The sequence below is a fragment of the Kosakonia sp. R1.Fl genome (assembly GCF_023516815.1).
Classification (GTDB): Bacteria; Pseudomonadota; Gammaproteobacteria; order Enterobacterales; family Enterobacteriaceae; genus Kosakonia.
Map to the genome: position 1 here is coordinate 40,783 of NZ_JAMGSQ010000001.1, position 23,512 is coordinate 64,294.

A 23,512-nucleotide genomic window follows, 5' to 3' on the forward strand; every position below is an offset into this window, starting at 1 on the left:
CCCTGCCAGCTACATCCCGGCACACACGTCATCTGCCCTGGCTGCTTCCTTCCGGACCTGACCTGGTGAACAGAGTAGCGTTGCGGGAGAACCAACAGAGCCCCCATTGAGAGCGTTGTTAACCAACGCGCTGGCGCATTATCCCTATCCGGGATGGCAATTGCAAGCCGCGCCGGGGCGGATGCTGGTTTCTTGCGCAATCCTCTCTTCACAGCACACGATTGGCTGTTTATGCTGCCTCTTCTTCCTTCAGGACATCACAATGGATACACAGGACTCTTTCCCGCAGCGAGTGTGGCAAATCGTTGCCGCCATACCCGAAGGCTATGTCACGACCTATGGTGATGTGGCGAAGCTGGCCGGTTCACCGCGCGCGGCACGCCAGGTGGGCGGCGTGCTGAAACGCTTACCGGAAGGCAGCACGTTACCGTGGCATCGGGTGGTAAATCGTCATGGTTGTATCTCGCTGACCGGGCCGGATCTACAGCGTCAGCGTCAGGCGCTACTGGCGGAAGGCGTGGTGGTGTCGGGAAGTGGGCAAATTGATTTACAGCATTATCGCTGGATCTATTAAGGCTCCTCCCAACCGGGAGGAGCACAATCAGATTAGTACTGCGTCGGCGCAGGTGTCGCTTCCGACGGGTTTACCTGAGTGGGAGAAGTGGAAGGCACTGTTGTTGCCGCCCCACCACTTTGTTGCAGCGGCACAGCGGTTTGCTGTACCGGCACCAGCGTCAGGTCAACTTTTGTACCGCCCTGGTTGATAACCGGCTTAACCGTATCGGTAATAAAGACGATTTTGTTGTCAATGGTAATCGCCGCGCTCAGCAAGATGCGGGCGTTCGGCTGAATATCCGCCGGGTTAAATGGCAGCACAAAGCTAAACGGTGACTGTTTACCTTCAGTACGGACAGCTTTCTGCGCCAGTACCTTCGACGGCGCATCTGCCTGCGAAGCATCAGAAACCGTCACGGTGAGTACCGCGTTTGGCGGCAGCGCCACTTTCTGACGGATCCAAACCGTACCCGAAACATTCGGTTGCGTGATCGCCGGTTTATTTGTTGCCGCAGGTGCATTTGGGTTAGGTGCAGGTGTCGGAATATCGCCGCCCTTTTGGGCGCAGGCAGACAGCGCGACCGCGACTGCTAAACCACTTAACATGTGCACGAGTTTCATTGATTTCTCCTTATCTTCAATGCACCGGCAGGCGTTTCGCCCGCCAGGATGTGTGGTCAAACCATCGTAACCTGAACAAGTGTGGCACACGTGCGAGATATATTCCTGCAAACTGCCATCTATTCAGATTATTGAACCCATCGGACCAGCAATTTTTCCAGGTTATACTATTCGGATAATTCGCTCCGTCAGCCGTTATTAATTTGAGGAAATCTATGAGTCAGGCGTTATCCAATCTGCTGGCATTACTGAACCTGGAAAAAATTGAAGAGGGCTTGTTTCGCGGGCAGAGCGAAGATCTCGGCTTGCGCCAGGTTTTTGGCGGCCAGGTCGTAGGCCAGGCTTTGTATGCCGCCAAAGAGACTGTTCCTGCCGAGCGCCTGGTGCATTCGTTCCACAGTTATTTTTTACGTCCGGGCGATAGTGAAAAACCGATTGTTTATGACGTGGAAGTGTTACGTGATGGTAACAGTTTCAGCGCCCGACGCGTTGCGGCCATCCAGAACGGTAAACCTATTTTCTATATGACCGCGTCGTTCCAGGCGCCGGAAACCGGCTACGAGCACCAAAAAACGATGCCGCCAGCACCGTCGCCGGATTCACTGCAATCCGAAACGGATATTGCCCGCGCGCTTGCCCACTTGTTGCCTCCGCAGGCCAAGGAGAAGTTTCTCAGTGATAAACCACTGGAGATCCGCCCGGTTGAGTTTCATAACCCGCTAAAAGGCCACGTTGCCGATCCCACCCGCCAGGTATGGATCCGCGCAAACGGCACGGTGCCGGACGATTTCCGCGTGCATCAATATCTGCTTGGATATGCTTCGGACTTTAACTTCCTGCCGGTTGCGCTTCAGCCGCATGGTGTGGGCTTTCTTGAGCGCGGTATGCAGGTTGCCACCATTGACCACTCCATGTGGTTCCATCGCCCGTTTAATATGAACGAGTGGTTGCTCTACAGTGTGGAAAGTACGTCAGCTTCCAGCGCTCGCGGTTTTGTGCGCGGCGAGTTCTATACGCAAGAGGGTGTGCTGGTCGCGTCCAGCGTGCAGGAAGGCGTCATGCGCAATCGCAACTAACCGCGCTTTAAACGCTGTAAAAAAGAAAAGCCTCCGAATGGAGGCTTTTTTATGCTCAGGAGATAACTCAACAGAATCAGGCGTTATAGGCGTTTTCGCCGTGGCTGTTCACATCCAGCCCTTCACGCTCTTGTTCTTCCGGTACGCGCAGGCCTACCGTCATGTCCGCCAGTTTGTAACCGATAAAGGCCACCACGCCAGACCACACGATAGTGATGGCAACGCTTTCCAGCTGCACCAGCACCTGATGGCCCATGGTCACACCTTCAGCGAAACCGACACCGCCCAGCGACGTAGACGCGAAGATACCCGTCAGGATACAACCGACGATGCCACACACACCGTGCACACCGAAGACATCGCACGGGTCATCTACACGCAACATACGTTTCAGCGCAGTAACGCCCCACAATCCAGCCAGACCGGCAATCAGACCCACAATCAGTGCGCCGCCGACCCCCACATAACCACAGGCCGGGGTGATACCAACCAGACCCGCGATGGCACCAGAACAAGCACCGAGCAGAGACGGCTTGCCGCGCATTGCCCATTCGCCAAATACCCACGCCAGAATAGCGGCCGCAGTAGCAACGACAGTGTTCACAAAGGCCAGCGCCGCGATTTCGTTCGCCGAGCTTGCAGAGCCGGCGTTGAAGCCAAACCAGCCGACATAGAGGATAGCGGTACCGGTGAAGACCATCGGCAGGTTATGCGGTTTGAATGCTTCTTTGCCAAAGCCCACGCGTTTGCCAATCAGGTAAGCACCCACCAGACCTGCAATCGCGGCGTTGATGTGAACAACCGTACCGCCCGCGAAATCCAGCGCGCCGTGGGTTGCCAGCAGACCGCCGCCCCAGACCATGTGTGCAATCGGCACGTAAGAGAGCGTCAGCCATACCACTACAAAAATCAGCACCGCAGAGAAGCGAATACGCTCAGCCAGCGCGCCGACAATCAGTCCAACGGTGATACAAGCGAAGGATCCCTGGAACGCCACGTGGATATACTGATAAATGCTGCCCATCACGGCTTTCAGTTCGATGTTTTTCAACATTGCCCAGTTGAAGCTGCCGAAGAAGCTGTTGCCCTCGCCAAATGCCAGCGAGTAGCCATACACCACCCACAGGATGCACACCAGAGCGAAGGTGACGGCAACCTGCGTCAGCATCGACAGTACGTTTTTACCGCGGATCAAACCGCCGTAAAAAAGCGCAATGCCCGGAATGGTCATAAACAGCACCAGCGCGGTGCAAATCATCATAAAGCCGTTGTCGGCTTTATCCGCCACAGCGGGAGCCGCCATCGCCAGGCCTGGCAGCAACGCCAGCGAAGCAAGAGCTGTTTTTAATGTTGTGTTTTTCATTGTTCCGATCCCCATCACTGTGTGTCTTGTATTACAGTGCCGCTTCGTCGGCTTCGCCGGTACGAATACGAATGACGCGTTGCAGCTCGGCAACGAAGATTTTGCCGTCGCCAATTTTTCCGGTGTAGGCCGCTTTGCTGATCACATCGATCACTTCATCGAGTTGATCGTCAGCGATCGCCACATCAATTTTCACTTTTGGCAGGAAATTGACGCTATATTCCGCACCGCGGTACAGCTCAGCGTGACCCTTCTGACGGCCAAAGCCTTTCACTTCAGTTACGGTCAGCCCTTGAATACCAATAGAAGAAAGCGCTTCACGCACGTCTTCAAGTTTGAATGGCTTAATCACCACGGTAACCAGCTTCATAGATCCCCCTCCAGTCGAATTCGATAATGGCCGCAGCTAACACGCAACAGACATTGCAATCGTTGTGCCAGGAATGAAAACAGGGAAGATTTCAGGTTGTTAGTGCGCCCGGACGGGCAGAGCAAGAAAGAGAAAAAAGTTTGCTTGTGATTCGGCAGGTTAAGCGCAAAGAAAAACGCACCATGACAGTGCATGGTGCGTTACTTTTTTGCACCAACAGAGAGTCCGTGAAGGTGCGTGCTTAATTTTGGTGCATCAGGCGATAAGCGACTCTTCGCGCGCGCTGGCAGCCAGCTCTTCACCGGCAAGCTGTAACTGATACATCTGCCAGTAACGGCCTTTCGCTTCAAGCAGTTGCTGATGGGTGCCGCGCTCAACCGCCTGCCCGCGATGTAGCACCAGAATCGTTTCTGCCTCAACAATGGTCGATAAACGGTGGGCGATCACCACCAGCGTCGTATGCTCACGCACGGCCGCCAGCGCGTGTTGAATCGCCTGTTCGGTGCCGGAATCGATATTCGCTGTCGCTTCATCCAGAATCAGGATCTGCGGCGTATCAACCAGCACGCGCGCCAGCGCCAGCAGCTGCTTTTGCCCCACCGAGAGGTTATTGCCCTGCTCACCCAACCGGGTGTAAATACCGTCGCTCATCGTGCGCGCCAGCTCAGCCAACTGCACCGTTTCCAGCGCTTTCCACACCTGCTCTTCGCTGATATCGCGCCCCAGCGTCACGTTGGCATAGAAGCTGTCCGCCAGCACCACCGGATCCTGCTGCACCATCGCCACACCTTTGCGCAGCGGCGCATGCCCTAATGCAGACAGAGGACGCCCGTCCAGACGGATCTCCCCTTTCATCAGCGGGTAATAGCCCATTAACAGGCTGGCCAGCGTACTCTTCCCACTGCCGGTGTGCCCGACCAGCGCGACAAAACTGCGCGGCTCCACGTGCAAGGAGATATCCTGCAGCACCAGTTGATCGTCGCGGTAAGCAAAAGAGAGATTGTCGATATCGATAGACCCGCTTTGCAGCGGCGCGTCATCATAGCCGTAAGTCTGGCGCGGCCTGTCCATCAGCTCGAACACGCGCTCACCGGCGACCACCGCCTGCTGCAGCATCGACTGCTGCGTTGTCAGTTCAATCAACGGCTCGTTAAGACGCCCGAGATAGCTGATGAAGGCATACAGCACCCCAACCTCTACCGTGCCTACGGACGAGAAACCGAACAGCATCAGCAAGCCACACAGCACCAGCGCGGAGAAAAGGCTCAACAGCGGACGCAGCAAAAAGCCGTCCAGCCGCAGGGTTTGCATGCGGGCGATATAGTGCGAACGGCTGGATTCGCTCATGCGTTCCCCAAAGCGCGCCTGCTGACGGAATTGCTGAATAACGCTCATACCGTTGATGATTTCGTTGAAACCATCATTGATATCCGCCAGATAAGCACGCATGCGCCGCACAATCGGCGTGCTGTAACGCTGGTAAAGCAGCATCACTATCAGCACCGCGGGGAAAATCGCCATTGCCACCAGCGCCATGCGCCAGTCGAGGCTAAACATCGCTACCAGCATCGCGCCAATCAGCGCCGCGCTGCGCAACACCGTTGCCACCACCGTGACGTAGAGATCGCGGATCACTTCAGTATCATTGGTCACGCGCGAAATAATCTGCCCGACGGGCTGGGTGTCAAACGCGCTGAGCGGCTGACGCAGGGCGGCATCCATCACATCGGTACGCAACTGTTGCACCACGCCGACCGCCGCCTGGTTAAACAGCAGCGCTTGCGCATAATGCAGCAGGGCCGCAAGTAATTGCAGGCCGACATACACCGCCGCCATCCCGGCAACCACGCCGAGCGGCAGATAGTTTTTCGCCACCATATTATCGATAAAGTAGCTGATCAGCGCCGGGCCGGAGACTTCGGCAATCGCCGCGACCCACAGCATCAGCACCGCTTTAGCCAACGGTTTGCGCCACGGCGAGCCGTATTTCAGCAAGCGTTTCAGCGTTGGCCACTGTTTGGTGAAATTACGCATCAACCGCCTCCTGCGGAACATCATTCAGCGCCGCCTCAAGTTGCTGATAGCGATACATATCGCGATACCAGCCGGGCTGGCGCGCCAGTTGCTCGTGCTGGCCGCGTTGTGCGATGTACCCATGCTGCATGACGATAATCTCACTGGCTTCGGTCAGCGCCGACAGGCGATGCGCGCTGATAATAACGGTGCGTCCTTCGCCCCACTGGCGCAGGTTGTGCAAAATCTGGTGTTCAGTACGGCCATCCACGGCGGAGAGCGCATCATCAAGGATTAAAATCTCCGCATTCAGCAGCAGCGCACGGGCAATCGAGATCCGCTGTTTTTGCCCGCCGGAAAGCATCACGCCGCGCTCACCCACTTCGGTGTCATACCCCTGCGGCAAACGCAGAATATCGTCGTGCACGCTGGCAAGTTTCGCCACATGCTCGATCTCCTCCTGCGTCGCGCCAGGTTTACCCAGCGCAATATTGTTGCCCACGGTATCGGAAAAGAGGAATGGCGTCTGGTTGACCACCGCCAGCCGGCTGCGCCAGGCGTCCAGTTGCAGGCGCGTCAGGGGGATATCATGAAAACGGATATCGCCCTGCTCAACATCGAAATGGCGCTGAATCAGAGAAAGCAATGTGGTTTTCCCGGCGCCTGTCGGGCCGCAAATGCCCAACATCTGGCCTGGCGCCAGCGTCGCTGCCACGTTGTTAAGCACCGCGCTCCCGGTCTGCGGGTAACGAAATTCACGGATGGCGATATTCAGATTACCGCGCCCTTCCGGCACCGGTTCGGTGCCGTCATTCACTACCGGTGCTTCCGCCAGCATATCGCGGATACGGCTATAAGCCGCGCTGCCGCGCTCGACGATATTAAACATCCACGCCAGCGCCAGCATCGGCCAAATCATCAGCCCCAGATACATAGCGAAGCTGGTTAACTGGCCGAGCGTTAAGGAACCGTGCACCACCATCCAGCTACCGCCGCCAATCGCCAGCATATTTGCTATACCAATGGCGATATAAATAGTGGGATCAAAACGGGCATCAACGCGGGCCACCCGCATGTTTTTCGCACCGGTGTCTGCCGCCTCACGACTGAACAGCGCCGACTGGCGATCCTCCAGACCAAACGCTTTGATCATGCGAATGCTGGTCATGCTCTCCTGGGTTCGATCGTTTAACGCGGAAAACGCCGCCTGCGCCAGCTTAAAGCGCTGATGCAACTGATCGCCGTAACGCTTGATAACCAGCGCCATAATCGGCATCGGTAATAGTGACAGCAGCGTGAGCTGCCAGCTGATTTGCGTTGACATCACTACCAGCACCACGCAGCCCATCACCAGCGAATCCACCAGCGTCAGCACCCCTTCGCCTGCGGCAAAAACGACGCGATCGACATCGTTGGTCGCGCGTGCCATCAAATCACCGGTGCGGTGACGGAGATAAAATTCCGGGTGTTGTCGGCTCAACTGGCGGTAAAAATCTTCCCGCAACTCAACGGCCAGTTGATAGGATGCGCCGAACAGCCAGACGCGCCAGACGTAGCGCAGCAAGTAGGTGACGATCGCAACAGCGACCAAAACCCCCACCCACATCCACACTTGTTGTGTGGTGAAGTGCTGTTCGGTAACGCCATCCACCACGATCCCCACCACTTTGGGCGGGATAAGCTGCAAGATAGCAATGATAATAAGTAAGGCGACAGCCCCGAGATAGCGTTGCCATTCCCGGCGAAAGTACCAGCCTAACTGAGCAAATAATCGCACGCGGTTACATCCTGAACGTGATTTTCGGCAGTGAATTACTGCCGCGAGGGTTATTCAATGGGCAAAGCCGTGGTGTATTTTATCTGTTCCATGGCGAAGCTAGAAGTGACATCTGACAGCCCCGGAACGCTGTTCACCAGCTTCTTGTAAAAGTCGTCATAGCGTTTCATATCGGCCACCTGCACACGCAGAAGATAGTCGTATTCTCCCGCCATGCGCCAGAAACCGAGCACTTCCGGCATCTGCGTGACTTCGTTAACGAAACGGCAGTACCAGTCGCTGCTGTGGTGCTGGGTTTTGATCAGCACAAATGCCGTTAAATTTAACCCCAGTTTTTCGGCATCCAGCACCGCCACCCGACCGAGTAAAATGCCGTCATCTTCCAGCCGCTTCAGACGTTTCCAGCACGGTGTGGTGGTCAGATTAACGGCATCCGCCAGCGCCTGCAAAGAGAGCGAACAATCCTGTTGCAGCAGAGAAAGCAGTTTGCGGTCAATTTTATCTAACATTACCCACCTCAGGAGAATATTTTTCTCTTAACAGTCTAATACAAAGGCGAAATGACAACCCTTTTTTCTTTCTCTTTCGCTAGACTGGGCACAAAATGACAAACGGATAACCACCATGAATAGCAACTGGGTTAAATACGCTATCAACGAAATTAATGCAGACGCACAGCGCTCAGCAGATACCCATTTGATCCGCCTGGCGTTGCCGGGTTTTGCAGGCATCAACCTCTATTTAAAAGATGAAAGCACTCACCCGACCGGCAGCCTGAAACACCGTCTGGCGCGCTCGCTGTTTCTTTACGGCTTATGCAACGGCTGGATCAAAGAGGGCACCACGATTATTGAAGCCTCCTCCGGTTCCACGGCGGTTTCAGAGGCGTGGTTCGCACGGCTTTTAGGTTTACCGTTTATTGCCGTGATGCCGCACTGTACGGCGAAACGCAAGATTGAACAGATTGAGTTCTACGGCGGTCGCTGCCACTTTGTCGATAGCGCCTGCGAGATTTACGCCGAATCCGAACGGCTGGCGAAAGAACTGAACGGTCACTATATGGATCAGTTTACTTTTGCCGAGCGCGCAACCGACTGGCGTGGCAATAACAACATTGCCGACAGTATTTTCCGCCAGATGAAAAATGAGCCGCATCCGCAACCCGACTATATTGTGATGAGCGCGGGCACCGGCGGGACTTCCGCCACCATTGGCCGCTATATTCGCAGCCAGGGTTATGGCACACAGTTGATGGTGGTCGATCCTGAAAATTCAGTGTTCCTCGACTACTGGCAGCATCGCGACGCCAGTCTGCGAAGCGCGGTGGGCAGTAAAATTGAAGGCATTGGCCGCCCGCGTGTAGAACCCTCATTCATCGCCGACGTTGTTGATGAGATGCTGCGCGTACCGGACGCGGCAAGCATTGCCACCGCACAATGGCTAGAAACGCAACTGGGGCGCAAAGTGGGCGCATCCACCGGCACCAATATGTGGGGCGTGTTGCAGCTTGCCGCGCGGATGCGTGAAGAAGGCCGCAGCGGCTCTATCGTGACGCTGCTGTGCGACAGCGGTGAACGCTATCTGGACACCTACTACAACCCGCAATGGGTAGCGGCGAACTTTGGTGATATTGAGCAGTGGACAGCCGAAATCACTCGCCTTACGGCATAAAAAAAGCCAGGCAGTTGCGCCTGGCTTGCTGGAAAGATCTTTTCATTCGGGGGAATAAGGAAGATTGGGTGTGTCCAGCCAGTGTGTCAAAAAGTGTGATACCGCCTGATCCCGGCAGTGTCCAATTACCGGTAAATGGGGCAGCGCCGCACGCAGTTGCGGCATGGCGTTGCCCATGATCATTCCTTTTCCGACGCTTTCGAGCATCTCTCTGTCATTCATCGCATCGCCAAATGCCATGCAATCCTGCAACGAATAACCCAGCGTCGTGCTGAGCACCGCCAGCGCCGAGCCTTTATTGCACCCCACCGGCAGGATTTCCAGGCAGTCCATCGCGGAGAAACACAAGTGTGCGCGTGCGCCCAGCACCTCATTTAACTGAATGCGCAAACGGCAAAGATCGTCGTGATCGCCAACAAAGCAGATTTTGGTCACGTCATGCGCGGACAGGCGTTTGAGATCGGTGAGCTGGTAGGTAAACCCGCTGTAAAGGTGCGCCTGCAATGTCTCTGGCAGCGCTTTGTCGGTCAACCAACCCGAATCATTGAAAACGTGGACAGTGGCCTCGGTTTCCCAGCGGCTGTGCAGCACCAGATCGGCCACTTCCGGGCTGAGATCCTGCCGATATAACACGTCACCTTCACGAGAATGGATCCGCGTACCGTTGCCGGTAATTAAAAAAGCGTCGATCGCGATAGCGCTAAGAATACGGCGCATCTCCAGCGCGTGACGCCCGGTGGCAAAAGCGAGCGTCACCTCCCGCTCATGCAAGCGCCGGAGGGTTGCTAAGGTTTGGTCGCCCAAACGATGGTCGGGCATTAACAGGGTGCCATCCATGTCAAAAGCGGCCAGACGTGCCATGATTTTTCTCCGCTTGTAGTGCGTTTTTGTGAAGTTCAGTGTTGTGTTCCAGTATTGCGTGGGATATACGGAAGTAATAGTGAATAGATGAAAATTATTGTTCCGGGTTTATGCGACAACTCAATCGGCTTAATCAATACCAGCGCCTGTGGCAGGCATCCGCCGGAGAGGCGCAATCCGTCAGCATTGGTGAACTGGCAACGCGCTGTTTTTGCAGCGAGAGGCATATGCGCACGCTACTGCGCCAGATGCAGGAAGCGGGTTGGTTAAGCTGGCAGTCGCAATCCGGGCGCGGCAAGCGCGGCGAGCTTCATTTTCTCGCCACACCTGAATCTCTGCGTAGCGAAATGCTGGAGTTCGCGTTAAACGCCGGGCAACAGCAGAACGCACTGGCGTTAGCGCAGCTCGATCCTGACGATCTGCGCGCGTTGCTCAATCCCTTTCTGGGTGGCTTATGGCAAAACGAAACGCCGACGCTGCGTATTCCCTATTATCGCCCGCTGGATCCGCTGGTACCGGGCTTTCTCCCCGGCCGTGCGGAGCAGCATTTAGCCGGGCAGATTTTTAGCGGCTTAACGCGTTTCGTCACGCGCAGTTTCCAGCCGCAGGGCGACCTGGCGCATCACTGGGATATCAGCCCGGATGGCTTGTGCTGGCATTTTCATCTGCACTCAACGTTGCACTGGCATAACGGCGACGCCGTGACGGCTGAACAGTTGCAGGCGCAACTGCACAAGCTGCTGACGCTGCCCGCCTTGCAAAAGCTATTTGCCAGTGTCGAACGCATCGACATAACGCATCCCTGGTGTTTGACCTTCAAGCTGCATCACCCAGATTACTGGCTGGCGCACAGGCTAGCCAGCTATGGCAGCCGTCTGGCGCACCCGCAGCAGCCGATGCTGGGCACCGGGCCTTTTCGGCTGGTGACATTCCGCCGGGAACTGGTTCGCCTGGAAAGCCACGACTATTACCACCTGGGCCACCCGCTGCTTAAAGCGGTGGAATTCTGGATAACCCCGCAACTCTTTGAGCAAGATCTCGGCACCAGTTGTCGGCACCCGGTACAGATTGCCATTGGCGAGGCCGATGATTTGCAACACTTGCAGCCGGTGAGTAACAGTATCAGCCTGGGGTTCTGCTACCTTACTCTGCGCCCGGGTTCACGGTTGAATGACGCCCAGTTACGCAGGTTGGTGCAGATTATTCATCACTCTTCGCTGCTGCAAACGCTGCCGCTGGATGAGAATCTCATCACGCCAAGCCAGGAGCTATTACCCGGCTGGCAAATGCCAGACTGGCCCGCCGAACAGGTTTCGCTACCGGGCAAACTTACGCTGGTTTATCACTTACCCGTGGAGTTACATACCATGGCGGAACAGTTTAAGCGGCATTTGCAGACACTTGGCTGCGAGTTGACGGTGATTTTCCATGACGGCAAAAACTGGGAAGGTTGTACTCATCTCGCCAGCGCCGATTTGATGATGGGCGACAGGCTGATAGGCGAAGCGCCAGAATGCACGCTGGAACAGTGGTTGCGCTGCGATCCGCTGTGGCCAAACCTGCTGAGTACGCAACAATTTGCGCATCTGCAAGCCACACTGGATGCGGTTCAGCGCCAGCCCGACGAACAGCAGCGCAACCGCGCGCTACAGGATGTTTTTTATCACTTGATGGACAACGCCATTCTCACGCCAATGTTTAATTATCAGTACCGCATTAGTGCGCCACCGGGCGTGGAAGGGATCCACTTAAATACGCGCGGCTGGTTTGATTTTGCCGAAGCCTGGCTCCCTGCCCCATTGCTGTGAAGAAGCTGGTCGCTGCCAGTCGCTCGCGCTACCATAGCGCTTTATTTGTCATTGTCAGGAAGAATTATGAAACGTGCCGTTGTTGTGTTTAGTGGCGGACAAGACTCCACAACCTGCCTGGTTCAGGCGTTACAGCAGTACGATGAAGTGCATTGCGTAACCTTTGATTACGGCCAGCGCCATCGTGCTGAAATTGATGTGGCACGAGAACTGGCCCTAACACTGGGCGCACGCGCGCATAAAGTGCTGGATGTGACGCTGCTGAATGAACTGGCGGTGAGTAGCCTGACGCGCGACAGCATCCCGGTGCCGGATTATGAACCCGACGCGACCGGCATTCCGAACACCTTCGTGCCGGGGCGTAATATTCTGTTTCTGACGCTGGCCGCCGTGTATGCCTATCAGGTGCAGGCGGAAGCGGTGATCACCGGCGTATGCGAAACTGATTTTTCTGGTTATCCCGACTGCCGCGATGAGTTTGTTAAGGCGCTGAATCATGCGGTCAACCTGGGCCTGGCAAAAGAGATTCGTTTTGAAACCCCACTGATGTGGATTGATAAAGCCGAAACCTGGGCGCTCGCTGATTACTGGGGCAAGCTGGATCTGGTACGCAGCGAGACGCTGACCTGCTATAACGGCATCAAAGGCGATGGCTGCGGGCATTGCGCGGCCTGTAACCTGCGCGCCAATGGTTTACAGCACTACCTTGCGGATAAACCCGCCGTGATGGCGGCAATGAAACAGAAAACCGGGCTCAAGTAAGCACGATGCACGGCCCGGTGAGCGTGCGCGCCACCGGGCTTTAGCCTGATGGCGGCATTGCGTTATCCGAACGACGAAACGACGCGAAAAGGGTGAATTAATCGCCTTCGCGGATCATCTTCTCAAGCCTTTCTCTCAGTTCGCCTTCCAGCGCCAGCGCTTTTTGCGTTTTGAGATCGATACAGACGAACGTCACCAGCGCGTCAGCAACCATTTGCCCCTCAGGGTTCAATGTCACCGCCTGGCTCAGTACACCGCTTTTGCCATTAATCTGCTGCACATGGCTGGTCACTGTAAGCACATCGCCCAATACGGCCGGACGGCGGTAGTTGATATTGATATTGACCACCACGAAAGCGATGTTGTTGGCGGTCATCCATTTAAAGCTCTCGTTGTTTTCCAGCCCATCCCAGCGCGCCTCTTCAAGGAACTCCAGATAGCGGGCATTATTCACATGTTGGTAGACATCAAGATGAAAACCACGAACTTTGATTTGCGTCTGCATAGCGCTTCAACCTTTACCGTTTATAGTTATAGAGACAGAGGTCATACTGGTATGACCTCTTTATTCTGGCAAAGATTAGCGACTACGCAAGCGGCTTACAGTTTCAGGTTCGACAGATTACGCTCAACCAGCGTCCCTCCTATGCCTGGCACCTGCTTAAGATCGTCTACAGATTTAAACGGACCATACTCTTCCCGATAGCTGACAATCGCCTGAGCTTTCTTGATCCCTACGCCATTCATGACCCGCGACAGCTCTTCCGCCGTTGCGCTATTGATACTCACCCGGGTAACACCTTCATCATCCGCGCTTTTCGCCGCATCCTGCGCTTTGCTTTGCGCTGGCGTGGCGGCGTCGCTCTTACTTTGCACTGCGGGTGGCTTAGCCGCAGCAGAAGGCGCTGCCAGCGTGCTGTGGCTCAGTGTCGCGCAAGCGAAGGACAGCGAAATTAAGAGTGCTTTGATTCCATGTTTCATTGTGTTTCTCCTTTGTTTTCAACGCAAGGCAACAATAACCACAACAAAGGACGCAGACAAAACACAAACATTCAAAATGGAAAAGGCCGCGAAAGCGGCCTTTAAGGTTTGCAGAGTATTACTCTTTTTTTGCGAGACGCATCGAGCCTTTTTATTGCTGTGGCTCAGCGACGATGTCACCCAGTTTGATCTTCGCTTCTTTACGCAAGTTGCTCATCAACGCTTCAAACGCGATTTGCGCATTGTTCTGCGTGATACCCTGCACCATCGCTTTCTTCTGCGCATCCGGCATCGTGCCTGCTTTCACTTCATCCAGCGCCATAATAACGACATTGCCTTGCTGATCGTTGGCGGTGCCGAAGGAAGGCTTATCTTTTGCTGGCAGCGGCAGATTGAATGCCGCCTGGCTTACCGGATCCTGGCCAGTACGTGCCAGCGTTTTTGCCTCACCAAAGCTCAGGCCAGCCGCTTTCAGCGCATCATCACCTTTACCGGCTTTCAGCTCACCCAGCAGTTTATCCGCATCGAGTTTTGCTTGTTGCTCCGCTTTGTTGTGCTTCACGATATCGCTGACCTGAGTTTTTACTTGGTCCAGCGGCTTGATCGCTTCGGCTTTGTGATCGGAGATACGCAGCACAAATGCGCGGTCACCATCAACGGTGATGATGTCGGAGTTGCTGCCCGGCGTGCCGTTCTGCCCTACCAGACCACCATTGAAAATGGCATCGCTTACCGGTTTGAAATTCAGCTCTTCCGGCAGGTTATCGCGACCGAACCAGCCGGTCTGAACTGCTTTGGCACCAGCAGCCTGCTCAGCACCCGCCAGCGATTCGTTATCGTTGCTCGCCGCTTCGCTCACTTTCTGCTGCAGCGCGTACCATGCATCCAGCGCTTTTTCCTGTTTCACTTTCGCCGCCAGTTCATCACGCACATCGTTCAGCGGTTTCACCTGCGCAGGCTGGATATCATCCAGACGTGCAACCAGGTAACCCACTGAAGATTTAATGACGCCAGACAGTTGGCCTTTCTCTTTCAAACCGGCGTTTTTCAGCTCTTCCGGCGTGGTGGCATCTTCAAGCCAGCCCATATCACCGCCGTTACGCGCTGAGATGATGTCCGCAGATTTCGCTTTTGCCAGCGCCGCAAAGTCCGCGCCTTTTTTCAGTTCATCCAGCACAGCTTTCGCTTCGTCTTCCGTTTTGGTCTGGATAATGCTGTAGCGATTACGCTGCGGCTGCGTGAACTGATCCTGATGCTGATCGTAATAAGCCTGGATTTGCTCGTCGGTGACGTTTTCCTGCATCGATGCAGCATCCAGCTTGATATAGCTTACGCGGAACTGCTCCGGTGAGATAAAGCTGCTCTTGTTCTGATCGTAGTAGCTGGCAATTTCTTCATCGCTCGCGGTCTGTTTCGCCGCCAGCGCGTTAACATCAATCACAGCCTGGCGCACAACACGCTGTTGAGCGACCAGCGCAGCCAGCTCGTCGGTCTCACCTTTGAGCATGAAATCAGTACCCGCAACGGCGTTAATCAGTTGCTGAGAGGTTAACTGGTTGCGCAGCGCCTGAGCATATTGATCGGTGCTCATCCCCATCTGGTTTACGATGGCGCTGAAGCGATTGTTATCAAATTTACCGTTAGCCTGAAATGCCTGAGTAGCGAAAATCGCTTTTTTCACCTGATCATCGCTAATACCAAGCCCCAGGTTTTTTGCGTACTGGTCCAGCAGCGCTTCATCAATTAAGCGGTTGAGCACTTGCTGACGCACCGATTTCATATAGTTTTCGTTAGCAGCCAGCTCAGAGAACTGATCGCCCAGCTGTTGCGCCATGCGGTTGCGCTCGCTATTCACCGCATTTTCAAACTGTGAACGGCCGATTTCCTGACCATTAACTTTTGCGGCGTAATTATTGTTACCGCCAATCAGGTAGTTACCTACGCCAGTCAAAATGAATGACACGATAATCAAACCCAGAATGATCTTGAGCACGACGTGATTTGCCGCCGCGCGTAAATTGTCCATCATGGTGTAACAACACTCCGCTGTAGGTGACTGTAGATCTCAGGCAGCTCAAGTTGCCCGCTGCGTGTAAGCGCGTATTTTGACAAGAAAACGGGGTAATTGTTAGCCCGCATCGCGTATTAACTCGCAGAAAGTGCGTCTGCACAAATAAAAAAGGCACATCTCGCGATGCGCCCTTGTAGTTTGTCGCTATCCCTTCAAAGGGAAGGCGATCAGTTTACTGCGTCTTTCAGTGCTTTGCCTGCGCGGAAACCAGGAACTTTAGCCGCAGCAATGGTGATTTCTTTGCCGGTCTGAGGGTTGCGGCCTGTACGGGCAGCACGCTCTTTAACAACAAAAGAGCCAAAACCTACCAGCGCTACGTCGTCCCCGGATTTCAAAGAATCAGTAACGGCAGCAATAAAAGCATCTAACACACGTCCAGCCGCAGCTTTAGAGATGTCAGCATCTGCGGCAATCTTGTCTACCAGTTGAGATTTATTCACTCTACTCTTCCTCTCTTTATAATTTATATCGCACCTGAATCCTTCACAGCGCGACCGCGCAGCAGTTATATCAGGCCTGTCATGCCCTTACAACACCAGTTGATGATGACACACCCAACCAGCAATCTAAATTAGCTATACAAAAAAAGGCTGGCAAGTCCGAAATCACTCACCAGCCTTGTTTTTATTAACGCACTTTGCGCAAGGTCACTATTTTGCCGTTACGACTTGCATACCAAAGGGTTCATTCTGCAGCGCGAGGGCGAGAACTTCTTCGATACGCTTAACCGGATGGATATCCAGATCGGCAACAACGTTATCCGGAATCTCTTCCAAATCGCGTTTATTTTCGTAAGGAATCAGAACAGTCTTAATGCCCCCACGATGCGCCGCCAGCAGTTTCTCTTTCAGACCGCCAATTGGCAGAACCTGGCCGCGCAGGGTAATTTCCCCTGTCATCGCCACATCTGCACGAACCGGGTTACCGGTCAGACAAGAAACCAGCGCGGTGCACATCGCAATACCAGCGCTCGGACCATCTTTCGGCGTCGCACCTTCCGGCACATGAACGTGAATATCACGTTTCTCATAGAAATCGCCGTTGATACCCAGTTTTTCCGCACGGGCACGCACAACCGTCAGCGCCGCCTGGATAGACTCCTGCATCACTTCGCCCAGAGAACCGGTATAAGTCAGCTTACCTTTGCCTGGTACGCAGGCGGTTTCAATGGTCAGCAAGTCGCCGCCCACTTCCGTCCAGGCCAGACCAGTGACCTGACCCACACGGTTTTCATCGTCCGCCCGACCGTAATCAAAGCGCTGCACACCAAGGTAGTCATGCAGGTTTTCACCGTTGATTTCGATATGCTTCAGAGACGGATCCAGCAGCAGCTGTTTCACCGCTTTCCGGCACAGTTTCGAAATTTCACGCTCCAGACCACGCACACCGGCTTCACGCGTGTAGTAACGGATAATGCCGACAATAGCACTGTCATCAACCGTTAACTCATTAGGTTTCAGCGCATTACGTTCAATTTGCTTGGTCAGCAGATGACGCTTGGCAATGTTCAGTTTTTCGTCTTCGGTGTAACCAGAAAGACGGATCACTTCCATACGATCCAGCAGCGGCGCCGGAATATTCATCGAGTTGGAGGTGGCAACGAACATGACGTCACTGAGGTCGTAATCCACTTCCAGATAGTGATCGCTGAACGCCACGTTCTGTTCAGGATCCAGCACTTCCAACAGTGCTGAAGCCGGATCGCCGCGCATGTCAGACGACATTTTGTCGATCTCATCAAGCAGGAACAGCGGGTTTTTCACGCCCACTTTCGCCATCTTCTGAATCAGTTTGCCCGGCATTGAGCCGATGTAAGTACGGCGGTGACCGCGGATTTCCGCTTCATCACGCACGCCGCCCAGCGCCATGCGGATGTATTTGCGACCGGTAGCTTTCGCAATGGACTGACCCAACGAGGTTTTACCAACCCCCGGCGGTCCCACCAGGCACAGAATCGGCCCTTTTAACTTGTTCATACGGCTCTGAACCGCAAGATACTCAAGGATGCGGTCTTTGACACGTTCGAGGCCGTAGTGGTCGGTATCCAGAATTTCCTGCGCCTGACGCAGATCTTTTTTGACCTTGCTACGCGCGTTCCACGGTACCTGCACCATCCATTCGATATAACCGCGCACCACGGTTGCTTCCGCAGACATCGGCGACATCATTTTCAGCTTTTGCAGTTCAGATTCGGCTTTCTCTTTTGCCTCTTTCGGCATTTTCGAGGCGTCGATTTTACGCTTCAGCGCTTCGTTCTCGTCCGGCGCGTCATCCATTTCGCCCAGCTCTTTCTGAATGGCTTTCATCTGTTCATTCAGATAGTACTCACGCTGGGATTTCTCCATCTGCTTTTTCACGCGATTGCGGATGCGTTTCTCAACCTGCAGCAGATCGATTTCAGACTCCATCATTGCCATCAGATATTCCAGACGTTCGTTGACGTCGGACATCTCCAGCACGGACTGCTTATCCGCCAGTTTCAGCGGCATGTGCGCAGCGATGGTGTCAGCCAGACGCGCAGGATCGTCGATGCTATTGAGCGACGTCAGCACTTCTGGCGGGATTTTTTTGTTGAGCTTGATATAGCCTTCAAACTGGCTGATCGCCGTGCGCACCAGCACTTCCTGCTCGCGCTCATCGATAGCCGGCGAGTCAAGGTATTCTGCTTTCGCTGAGAAGTGCTCACCATCGTCGGCAAGCGTGGTAATGCGCGCGCGCTGAAGCCCCTCGACCAGCACTTTTACCGTGCCATCGGGCAGTTTCAACATTTGCAAAATAGACGCCACGGTCCCGACGGTGAAAAGATCGTTTACACCCGGCTCATCCGTTGAGGCTTCTTTCTGTGCAACCAGCATGATTTTTTTATCATGGTCCATGGCCGCTTCCAGACAACGGATAGATTTTTCCCGTCCCACAAATAACGGAATGACCATGTGCGGATAAACCACCACATCGCGCAACGGCAATACGGGGATTTCAATGCGTTCAGAACGCTCAGGATTCATAGAGCTCTCTCTTAGTTTAAAGTCCGCCAGGTAATCAGGTGACGTGACTGTGCAACACGCACCATTAACATGTAAAGCAGTATATGGGGATGTTTCCCACACATTCAACGCTGTGTTTACGGAAAAATAAAAGGGGAGATAAAATCCCCCCTTTTCGATTAACTGATTGTAAGATTTGGCTAATTATTCGCCAGACGCCTGCTGCGCTTCCGGTTTGCCATAAATCAGCAAGGGTTTGGTTTGACCCGCGATGACCGACTCATCAATCACCACTTTCTCGACATCTTCAAGTGATGGCAGATCATACATGGTGTCCAGCAGCGCGGCTTCCACGATAGAACGCAGCCCACGAGCACCGGTTTTGCGCACCATTGCTTTCTTAGCGATAGCGTCGAGCGCTTCGTCGCGGAATTCGAGATCCACGCCTTCCAGGTTGAACAACGCCTGATACTGCTTCGTCAGGGCGTTTTTAGGCTCTTTCAGAATCTGAATCAGCGCTTCTTCGCTCAATTCACTCAGCGTTGCAACGACCGGCAGACGCCCGATGAATTCAGGAATCAGACCGAATTTGATCAAATCTTCCGGTTCAACCTGCGCCAGCAGTTCGCCTTCGTTGGCTTTTTCAGATTTTCCTTTCACCGTTGCGCCAAAACCAATGCCGGAGCCGGTTTCAACACGGTGAGAAATCACTTTATCCAGGCCTGCGAACGCACCACCACAGATAAACAGGATTTTAGAGGTATCAACCTGCAAAAACTCCTGCTGCGGATGCTTACGTCCACCCTGCGGCGGAACTGCAGCTACGGTACCTTCGATCAGTTTTAGCAGCGCCTGCTGTACACCTTCGCCGGAAACGTCACGGGTAATCGACGGGTTATCAGACTTACGGGAGATCTTGTCGATTTCATCGATGTAGACAATCCCGCGCTGCGCTTTCTGCACGTCGTAGTCGCACTTCTGCAGCAGTTTCTGAATGATGTTTTCCACGTCTTCACCCACGTAACCTGCTTCGGTTAACGTCGTAGCATCGGCCATGGTGAACGGGACATCCAACAGACGCGCCAGCGTTTCCGCCAGCAACGTTTTACCGGAACCTGTGGGCCCGATAAGCAGAATGTTACTTTTACCCAGTTCAACGCCGTTGCTGGTGTCGCCATTGCGCAGACGTTTGTAGTGGTTATATACCGCGACCGCCAGCACTTTTTTCGCCTGCTCCTGACCGATTACATAATCATCAAGATGGTGGCGAATTTCATGCGGAGTCGGCAGCGCGCTGCGCTCGCGATGCGGCGCAACTTCTTTAATCTCTTCGCGAATAATGTCGTTACACAGATCCACACATTCGTCGCAGATATACACGGATGGCCCGGCGATCAGCTTACGCACTTCATGCTGGCTTTTGCCGCAAAAAGAGCAGTACAACAGTTTGCCCGAACCATCTTTGCGTTTATCTGTCATGAGTCAAAACCTCTTATCTGTTCTTTGTGCCGCACATGACGACGCATATGCCATTCCAGGCGCAAAACGTTACTCAAGCGTGTGCCGCTTGTACTCATTAGTATAGCGGCACCTGCAGCCTGAGCTTAGTTACGATGGGTTAAAATTGAATCAACCAGCCCGTATTCAACCGCCTCTTGCGCGGCAAGGAAGCGGTCACGTTCTGTATCGCGTTCAATTTGTTCTAAAGATTGACCCGTATGATGCGCCATAAGTTCATTCATGCGCCCTTTCACTTTCAGAATCTCACGCGCGTGGATTTCAATATCCGTCGCCTGGCCCTGATAGCCGCCCAGCGGCTGGTGAATCATCACACGTGAGTTTGGCAGGCAGAAACGCTTGCCCTTTGCACCCGCCGTCAGCAGAAATGCGCCCATTGACGCAGCCTGGCCCATACAAATTGTGCTGACGTCCGGCTTAATAAATTGCATGGTGTCATAAATTGACATCCCTGCGGTAATTACCCCGCCAGGCGAGTTAATGTACAGGTAAATGTCCTTTTCCGGGTTTTCCGCTTCCAGAAACAGCATTTGCGCCACAATCAGGTTCGCCATGTGGTCTTCAACCTGACCAGTCAGAAAAATTACGCGTTCCTTGAGAAGACGGGAGTAGATATCGAAAGAACGCTCACCGCGTGAGGTCTGTTCAATAACCATTGGCACCAGGGCCATATGGGGTGCAAAGTTGTCTCGTTCGCCGCTGTATGACATTTCCGTCTCCTGGATAAAAAATTAACAAACCTGCTGTACTGATTGTACTTGAGTGAGTGGGGTCTGACTACGACGCCTCACGGACGGATTATCAGCCAGAGTCTTTTCTGTCGCTATTCCCTTAGTGGGGATGACATTACCTGATTTCAAGCATAACAATCTTTTGCTGTTACGCTAACACTGAAACGCCCTTTTAGCACAGATCTGATAGTCCTGATGCGATAAAAAAAGCCCGTCACCAGCAAGCAGGTGACGGGCTTATTGCTTTTAGCTATCGCAGAAGTCGATTAAGCCTGTTGGTTCATCAGTTCGTTAAAGGAAGTGGCTTTTTCAGTCACTTTCGCTTTTTCCAGAACCGCTTCAACCGCTTGTTCTTCCAGCGCAACGTTACGCATGTTTTCCATCAGCTCTTTGTTTTTGCTGTAGAATTCGATCACTTCTTTCGGATCTTCATATGCAGAAGCCATCTCTTCGATCAGGCCTTTAACGCGCTCTTCGTCAGCTTTCAGCTCGTGGGTACGAATAACTTCGCCCAGCAGCAGGCCAACCACAACACGGCGTTTAGCCTGCTCTTCGAACAGCTCGCGCGGCAGTTCCAGAGCTTGCTTCTCGTTGCCACCGAAACGCTGTGCAGCCTGGCGGCGCAGAACGTCGATTTCGCTGTCAATCAGTGCAGCCGGAACGTCGATTTCGTTCGCTTTTACCAGGCCTTCAATCGCCTGAGATTTAACACGGTTACGCACCGCGCCTTTCAGCTCACGATCCATGTTTTTGCGTACTTCTGCGCGCAGACCCGCAACGGAGCCATCTTCCACGCCAAAGCGTTTGATGAACTCTTCGGTCAGTTCCGGCAGCTCACGCTCTTCCACTTTTTTCAGGTTAATGACGAATTTCGCCGCTTTACCTTTCAGGTTTTCTGCGTGGTACTCTTCCGGGAAGGTCACGTCGATGGTGAACTCTTCGCCCGCTTTGTGGCCTTTAATACCGTCTTCGAAACCCGGGATCATACGACCCTGGCCCATTGCCAGTACGAAATCAGTGGCTTTGCCGCCTTCGAATTCTTCGCCATCAACGGAACCAGTGAAATCAACGGTCACGCGATCTTCAGCGTCAGCAGCGCCGTCTTTGTCTTTCCAGGTCGCCTGCTGCTTGCGCAGAGTTTCCAGCATGGTGTCTACGTCAGCATCGGTCACTTCAACAACCGGTTTTTCGACTTCGATGGTATCCAGCGCTTTCAGCTCAACTTCCGGATACACCTCGAACTCTACAGAGTAGGTAAAGTCTTCGCCCAGTTTGTATTCGCCCGGAACATAGTTCGGCGCGCCAGCTGGGTTGATTTTTTCCTGAATGATCGCATCGATAAAGTTGCGGCTCATCAGATCGCCCAGAACGTCCTGGCGAACAGACGCGCCATAACGCTGAGCAACAACGGTCATCGGTACTTTACCCTTACGGAAGCCGTCAATACGCACTTTCTTCGCTACGTTGACCAGCTCGCTCTTCACAGCGGTCTCGATGCTGTCAGCAGCGATTGTAATCGTTACACGGCGCCCAAGGCCCTGAGTGGTTTCAACTGAAACTTGCATCTTGTTACCTCAAAAAATCACAGTGCTCGGTCAACTCTACTCTGCGAAGCAAACCGTTTCGCTTGCAGAACCGGGATGTTCTCTCAAATCAGATATACATTCCCTGTCGTCAGAATCATCCCGAAGACATTCCGAAAAATAAGACGCAGCATTATAGCGGCATCACAGATATGAGTCGAGAACGGGAATGTCGCAATGGTGCGTCACTTTTTCACACTTCTGAAGCAATTTCGCTCAAAAAAGGGCGTTTCTCGCTCAAAATTCAGACAAAACAAAACGGCCCGTAGGCCGTTTTTACATAATCTGCATGCAACATACTGGAAAAGTTTGGGCAGTTGCAACCAGGTTTTCTACGCGATGCTTCCGGCACCGCGACAGGCTGGCGAAGTCAGCAGGGTATCCTGCAAACCTTCCCACTCCTTAAGTGTGTACGTATGCAGAGCCAGTGCATGAATCGTCGTAGACAGTTCATCTGCCAACGTGCCATAAATCATGCGATGACGGTTCAGAAAACGCTCTCCAGTAAAGCGGTCGCTTACCAGTACAACTTTGAAGTGACTTTCAGAACCTGCGGGGACATTGTGACGATAGCTCTCGTCAACAACTTCGAGAATGAGGGGCTCAAACGCCGCCTTCAGCTTTGCTTCTATTTGTTCGCGCATCATCATGATATTACACCTCCGACAACGCTGAGATGCCAGCCATCTCTTTAAATGTTAGCCGCTTTTACCGTCTCTATAACAATAAAACAATAAAAAATTAGCGTTCGTCCTGGTTTCCCGCTC

Annotated in this window: 21 protein-coding genes and 1 other RNA gene; 5 read left to right on the forward strand and 17 right to left on the reverse strand. The window is 53.7% G+C overall.

Translation table 11 applies throughout. The features are described 5' to 3' along the window. Positions 1–97: signal recognition particle sRNA small type (ffs, locus tag M8Q36_RS00210), an RNA gene on the reverse strand. A 165-nt stretch (positions 98–262) separates the two neighbouring features. Between ffs and M8Q36_RS00215 the strand changes: the two genes are divergently transcribed. After that, a complete protein-coding gene (locus tag M8Q36_RS00215; protein ID WP_017458903.1) occupies positions 263–574 on the forward strand; it encodes an MGMT family protein in 312 nt (103 codons plus the stop codon). A 32-nt stretch (positions 575–606) separates the two neighbouring features. Here the strand turns inward: M8Q36_RS00215 and M8Q36_RS00220 are convergent, their stop codons facing one another. Beyond that, the gene (locus M8Q36_RS00220; RefSeq protein WP_020456783.1) at positions 607–1,176 is read right to left on the reverse strand and encodes a YbaY family lipoprotein; all 570 of its coding nucleotides are present in this window, start codon (positions 1,174–1,176) and stop codon (positions 607–609) included. A 215-nt stretch (positions 1,177–1,391) separates the two neighbouring features. Here M8Q36_RS00220 and tesB point away from each other — a divergent pair, with 215 nt between their 5' ends. Beyond that, the gene (gene tesB / locus M8Q36_RS00225) at positions 1,392–2,252 is read left to right on the forward strand and encodes an acyl-CoA thioesterase II (protein ID WP_020456782.1); all 861 of its coding nucleotides are present in this window, start codon (positions 1,392–1,394) and stop codon (positions 2,250–2,252) included. Positions 2,253–2,328: 76 nt separating this feature from the next. Here the strand turns inward: tesB and amtB are convergent, their stop codons facing one another. The 5 genes from amtB to M8Q36_RS00250 form a co-directional block, all read right to left on the reverse strand. Next, the gene (gene amtB / locus M8Q36_RS00230) at positions 2,329–3,615 is read right to left on the reverse strand and encodes an ammonium transporter AmtB (RefSeq protein ID WP_020456781.1); all 1,287 of its coding nucleotides are present in this window, start codon (positions 3,613–3,615) and stop codon (positions 2,329–2,331) included. 31 nt (positions 3,616–3,646) lie between these two features. After that, positions 3,647–3,985 carry a P-II family nitrogen regulator gene (gene glnK, locus M8Q36_RS00235; RefSeq protein WP_002891893.1) on the reverse strand — a complete coding sequence of 113 codons (339 nt, stop codon included), beginning with the start codon at positions 3,983–3,985 and terminating at the stop codon, positions 3,647–3,649. Positions 3,986–4,240: 255 nt separating this feature from the next. Next, positions 4,241–6,019, reverse strand: coding sequence for a SmdB family multidrug efflux ABC transporter permease/ATP-binding protein (locus M8Q36_RS00240; RefSeq protein WP_249879642.1), 1,779 nt, complete (start codon positions 6,017–6,019; stop codon positions 4,241–4,243). Continuing rightward, the gene (locus tag M8Q36_RS00245; RefSeq protein WP_249879643.1) at positions 6,012–7,775 is read right to left on the reverse strand and encodes a SmdA family multidrug ABC transporter permease/ATP-binding protein; all 1,764 of its coding nucleotides are present in this window, start codon (positions 7,773–7,775) and stop codon (positions 6,012–6,014) included. Before M8Q36_RS00245 ends, M8Q36_RS00240 begins: the two co-directional genes overlap by 8 nt. 50 nt (positions 7,776–7,825) lie before the next feature. Further along, complete coding sequence (locus tag M8Q36_RS00250; protein ID WP_017458897.1) at positions 7,826–8,284, reverse strand: Lrp/AsnC family transcriptional regulator; 459 nt, start codon at positions 8,282–8,284, stop codon at positions 7,826–7,828. A gap of 115 nt (positions 8,285–8,399) precedes the next feature. On the opposite strand from M8Q36_RS00250, the gene M8Q36_RS00255 reads away from it, so the two are divergent. Then, on the forward strand, positions 8,400–9,446 hold the full coding sequence (locus M8Q36_RS00255) for a PLP-dependent cysteine synthase family protein (RefSeq protein ID WP_249879644.1): 1,047 nt from the start codon (positions 8,400–8,402) through the stop codon (positions 9,444–9,446). Positions 9,447–9,488: 42 nt separating this feature from the next. On the opposite strand, the gene cof is transcribed toward M8Q36_RS00255, so the two are convergent. Then, positions 9,489–10,307: an HMP-PP phosphatase gene (gene cof / locus M8Q36_RS00260; RefSeq protein WP_249879645.1), complete on the reverse strand. Its 819-nt coding sequence runs from the start codon at positions 10,305–10,307 to the stop codon at positions 9,489–9,491. A gap of 110 nt (positions 10,308–10,417) precedes the next feature. On the opposite strand from cof, the gene M8Q36_RS00265 reads away from it, so the two are divergent. Beyond that, positions 10,418–12,115, forward strand: coding sequence for an SgrR family transcriptional regulator (locus M8Q36_RS00265; RefSeq protein ID WP_249879646.1), 1,698 nt, complete (start codon positions 10,418–10,420; stop codon positions 12,113–12,115). A gap of 66 nt (positions 12,116–12,181) precedes the next feature. Then, the gene (gene queC / locus M8Q36_RS00270) at positions 12,182–12,877 is read left to right on the forward strand and encodes a 7-cyano-7-deazaguanine synthase QueC (protein ID WP_045509222.1); all 696 of its coding nucleotides are present in this window, start codon (positions 12,182–12,184) and stop codon (positions 12,875–12,877) included. A 97-nt stretch (positions 12,878–12,974) separates the two neighbouring features. Here queC and M8Q36_RS00275 read toward each other — a convergent pair whose 3' ends face one another. The 9 genes from M8Q36_RS00275 to bolA all read right to left on the reverse strand — a co-directional run bounded on the left by M8Q36_RS00275 (position 12,975) and on the right by bolA (position 23,395). Beyond that, on the reverse strand, positions 12,975–13,382 hold the full coding sequence (locus tag M8Q36_RS00275) for a YbgC/FadM family acyl-CoA thioesterase (RefSeq protein WP_020456774.1): 408 nt from the start codon (positions 13,380–13,382) through the stop codon (positions 12,975–12,977). Positions 13,383–13,477: 95 nt separating this feature from the next. Beyond that, the gene (locus M8Q36_RS00280; RefSeq protein WP_249879647.1) at positions 13,478–13,858 is read right to left on the reverse strand and encodes a helix-hairpin-helix domain-containing protein; all 381 of its coding nucleotides are present in this window, start codon (positions 13,856–13,858) and stop codon (positions 13,478–13,480) included. Positions 13,859–14,009: 151 nt separating this feature from the next. Next, the gene (gene ppiD / locus M8Q36_RS00285; RefSeq protein WP_249879648.1) at positions 14,010–15,887 is read right to left on the reverse strand and encodes a peptidylprolyl isomerase; all 1,878 of its coding nucleotides are present in this window, start codon (positions 15,885–15,887) and stop codon (positions 14,010–14,012) included. Between the two features lie 209 nt (positions 15,888–16,096). Beyond that, the gene (hupB, locus tag M8Q36_RS00290) at positions 16,097–16,369 is read right to left on the reverse strand and encodes a nucleoid-associated protein HU-beta (RefSeq protein ID WP_017458889.1); all 273 of its coding nucleotides are present in this window, start codon (positions 16,367–16,369) and stop codon (positions 16,097–16,099) included. Between the two features lie 210 nt (positions 16,370–16,579). Then, positions 16,580–18,934: an endopeptidase La gene (lon, locus tag M8Q36_RS00295; protein ID WP_017458888.1), complete on the reverse strand. Its 2,355-nt coding sequence runs from the start codon at positions 18,932–18,934 to the stop codon at positions 16,580–16,582. Positions 18,935–19,117: 183 nt separating this feature from the next. Continuing rightward, positions 19,118–20,392 carry an ATP-dependent protease ATP-binding subunit ClpX gene (gene clpX, locus M8Q36_RS00300; protein WP_017458887.1) on the reverse strand — a complete coding sequence of 425 codons (1,275 nt, stop codon included), beginning with the start codon at positions 20,390–20,392 and terminating at the stop codon, positions 19,118–19,120. Between the two features lie 125 nt (positions 20,393–20,517). Continuing rightward, positions 20,518–21,141: an ATP-dependent Clp endopeptidase proteolytic subunit ClpP gene (gene clpP / locus M8Q36_RS00305; protein WP_017458886.1), complete on the reverse strand. Its 624-nt coding sequence runs from the start codon at positions 21,139–21,141 to the stop codon at positions 20,518–20,520. A 287-nt stretch (positions 21,142–21,428) separates the two neighbouring features. Further along, entirely contained in the window at positions 21,429–22,727 is a 1,299-nt protein-coding gene (gene tig, locus M8Q36_RS00310; protein WP_249879649.1) for a trigger factor, read from the reverse strand. 350 nt (positions 22,728–23,077) lie between these two features. Beyond that, positions 23,078–23,395 carry a transcriptional regulator BolA gene (bolA, locus tag M8Q36_RS00315; RefSeq protein ID WP_017458883.1) on the reverse strand — a complete coding sequence of 106 codons (318 nt, stop codon included), beginning with the start codon at positions 23,393–23,395 and terminating at the stop codon, positions 23,078–23,080. Positions 23,396–23,512 lie beyond the last annotated feature (117 nt).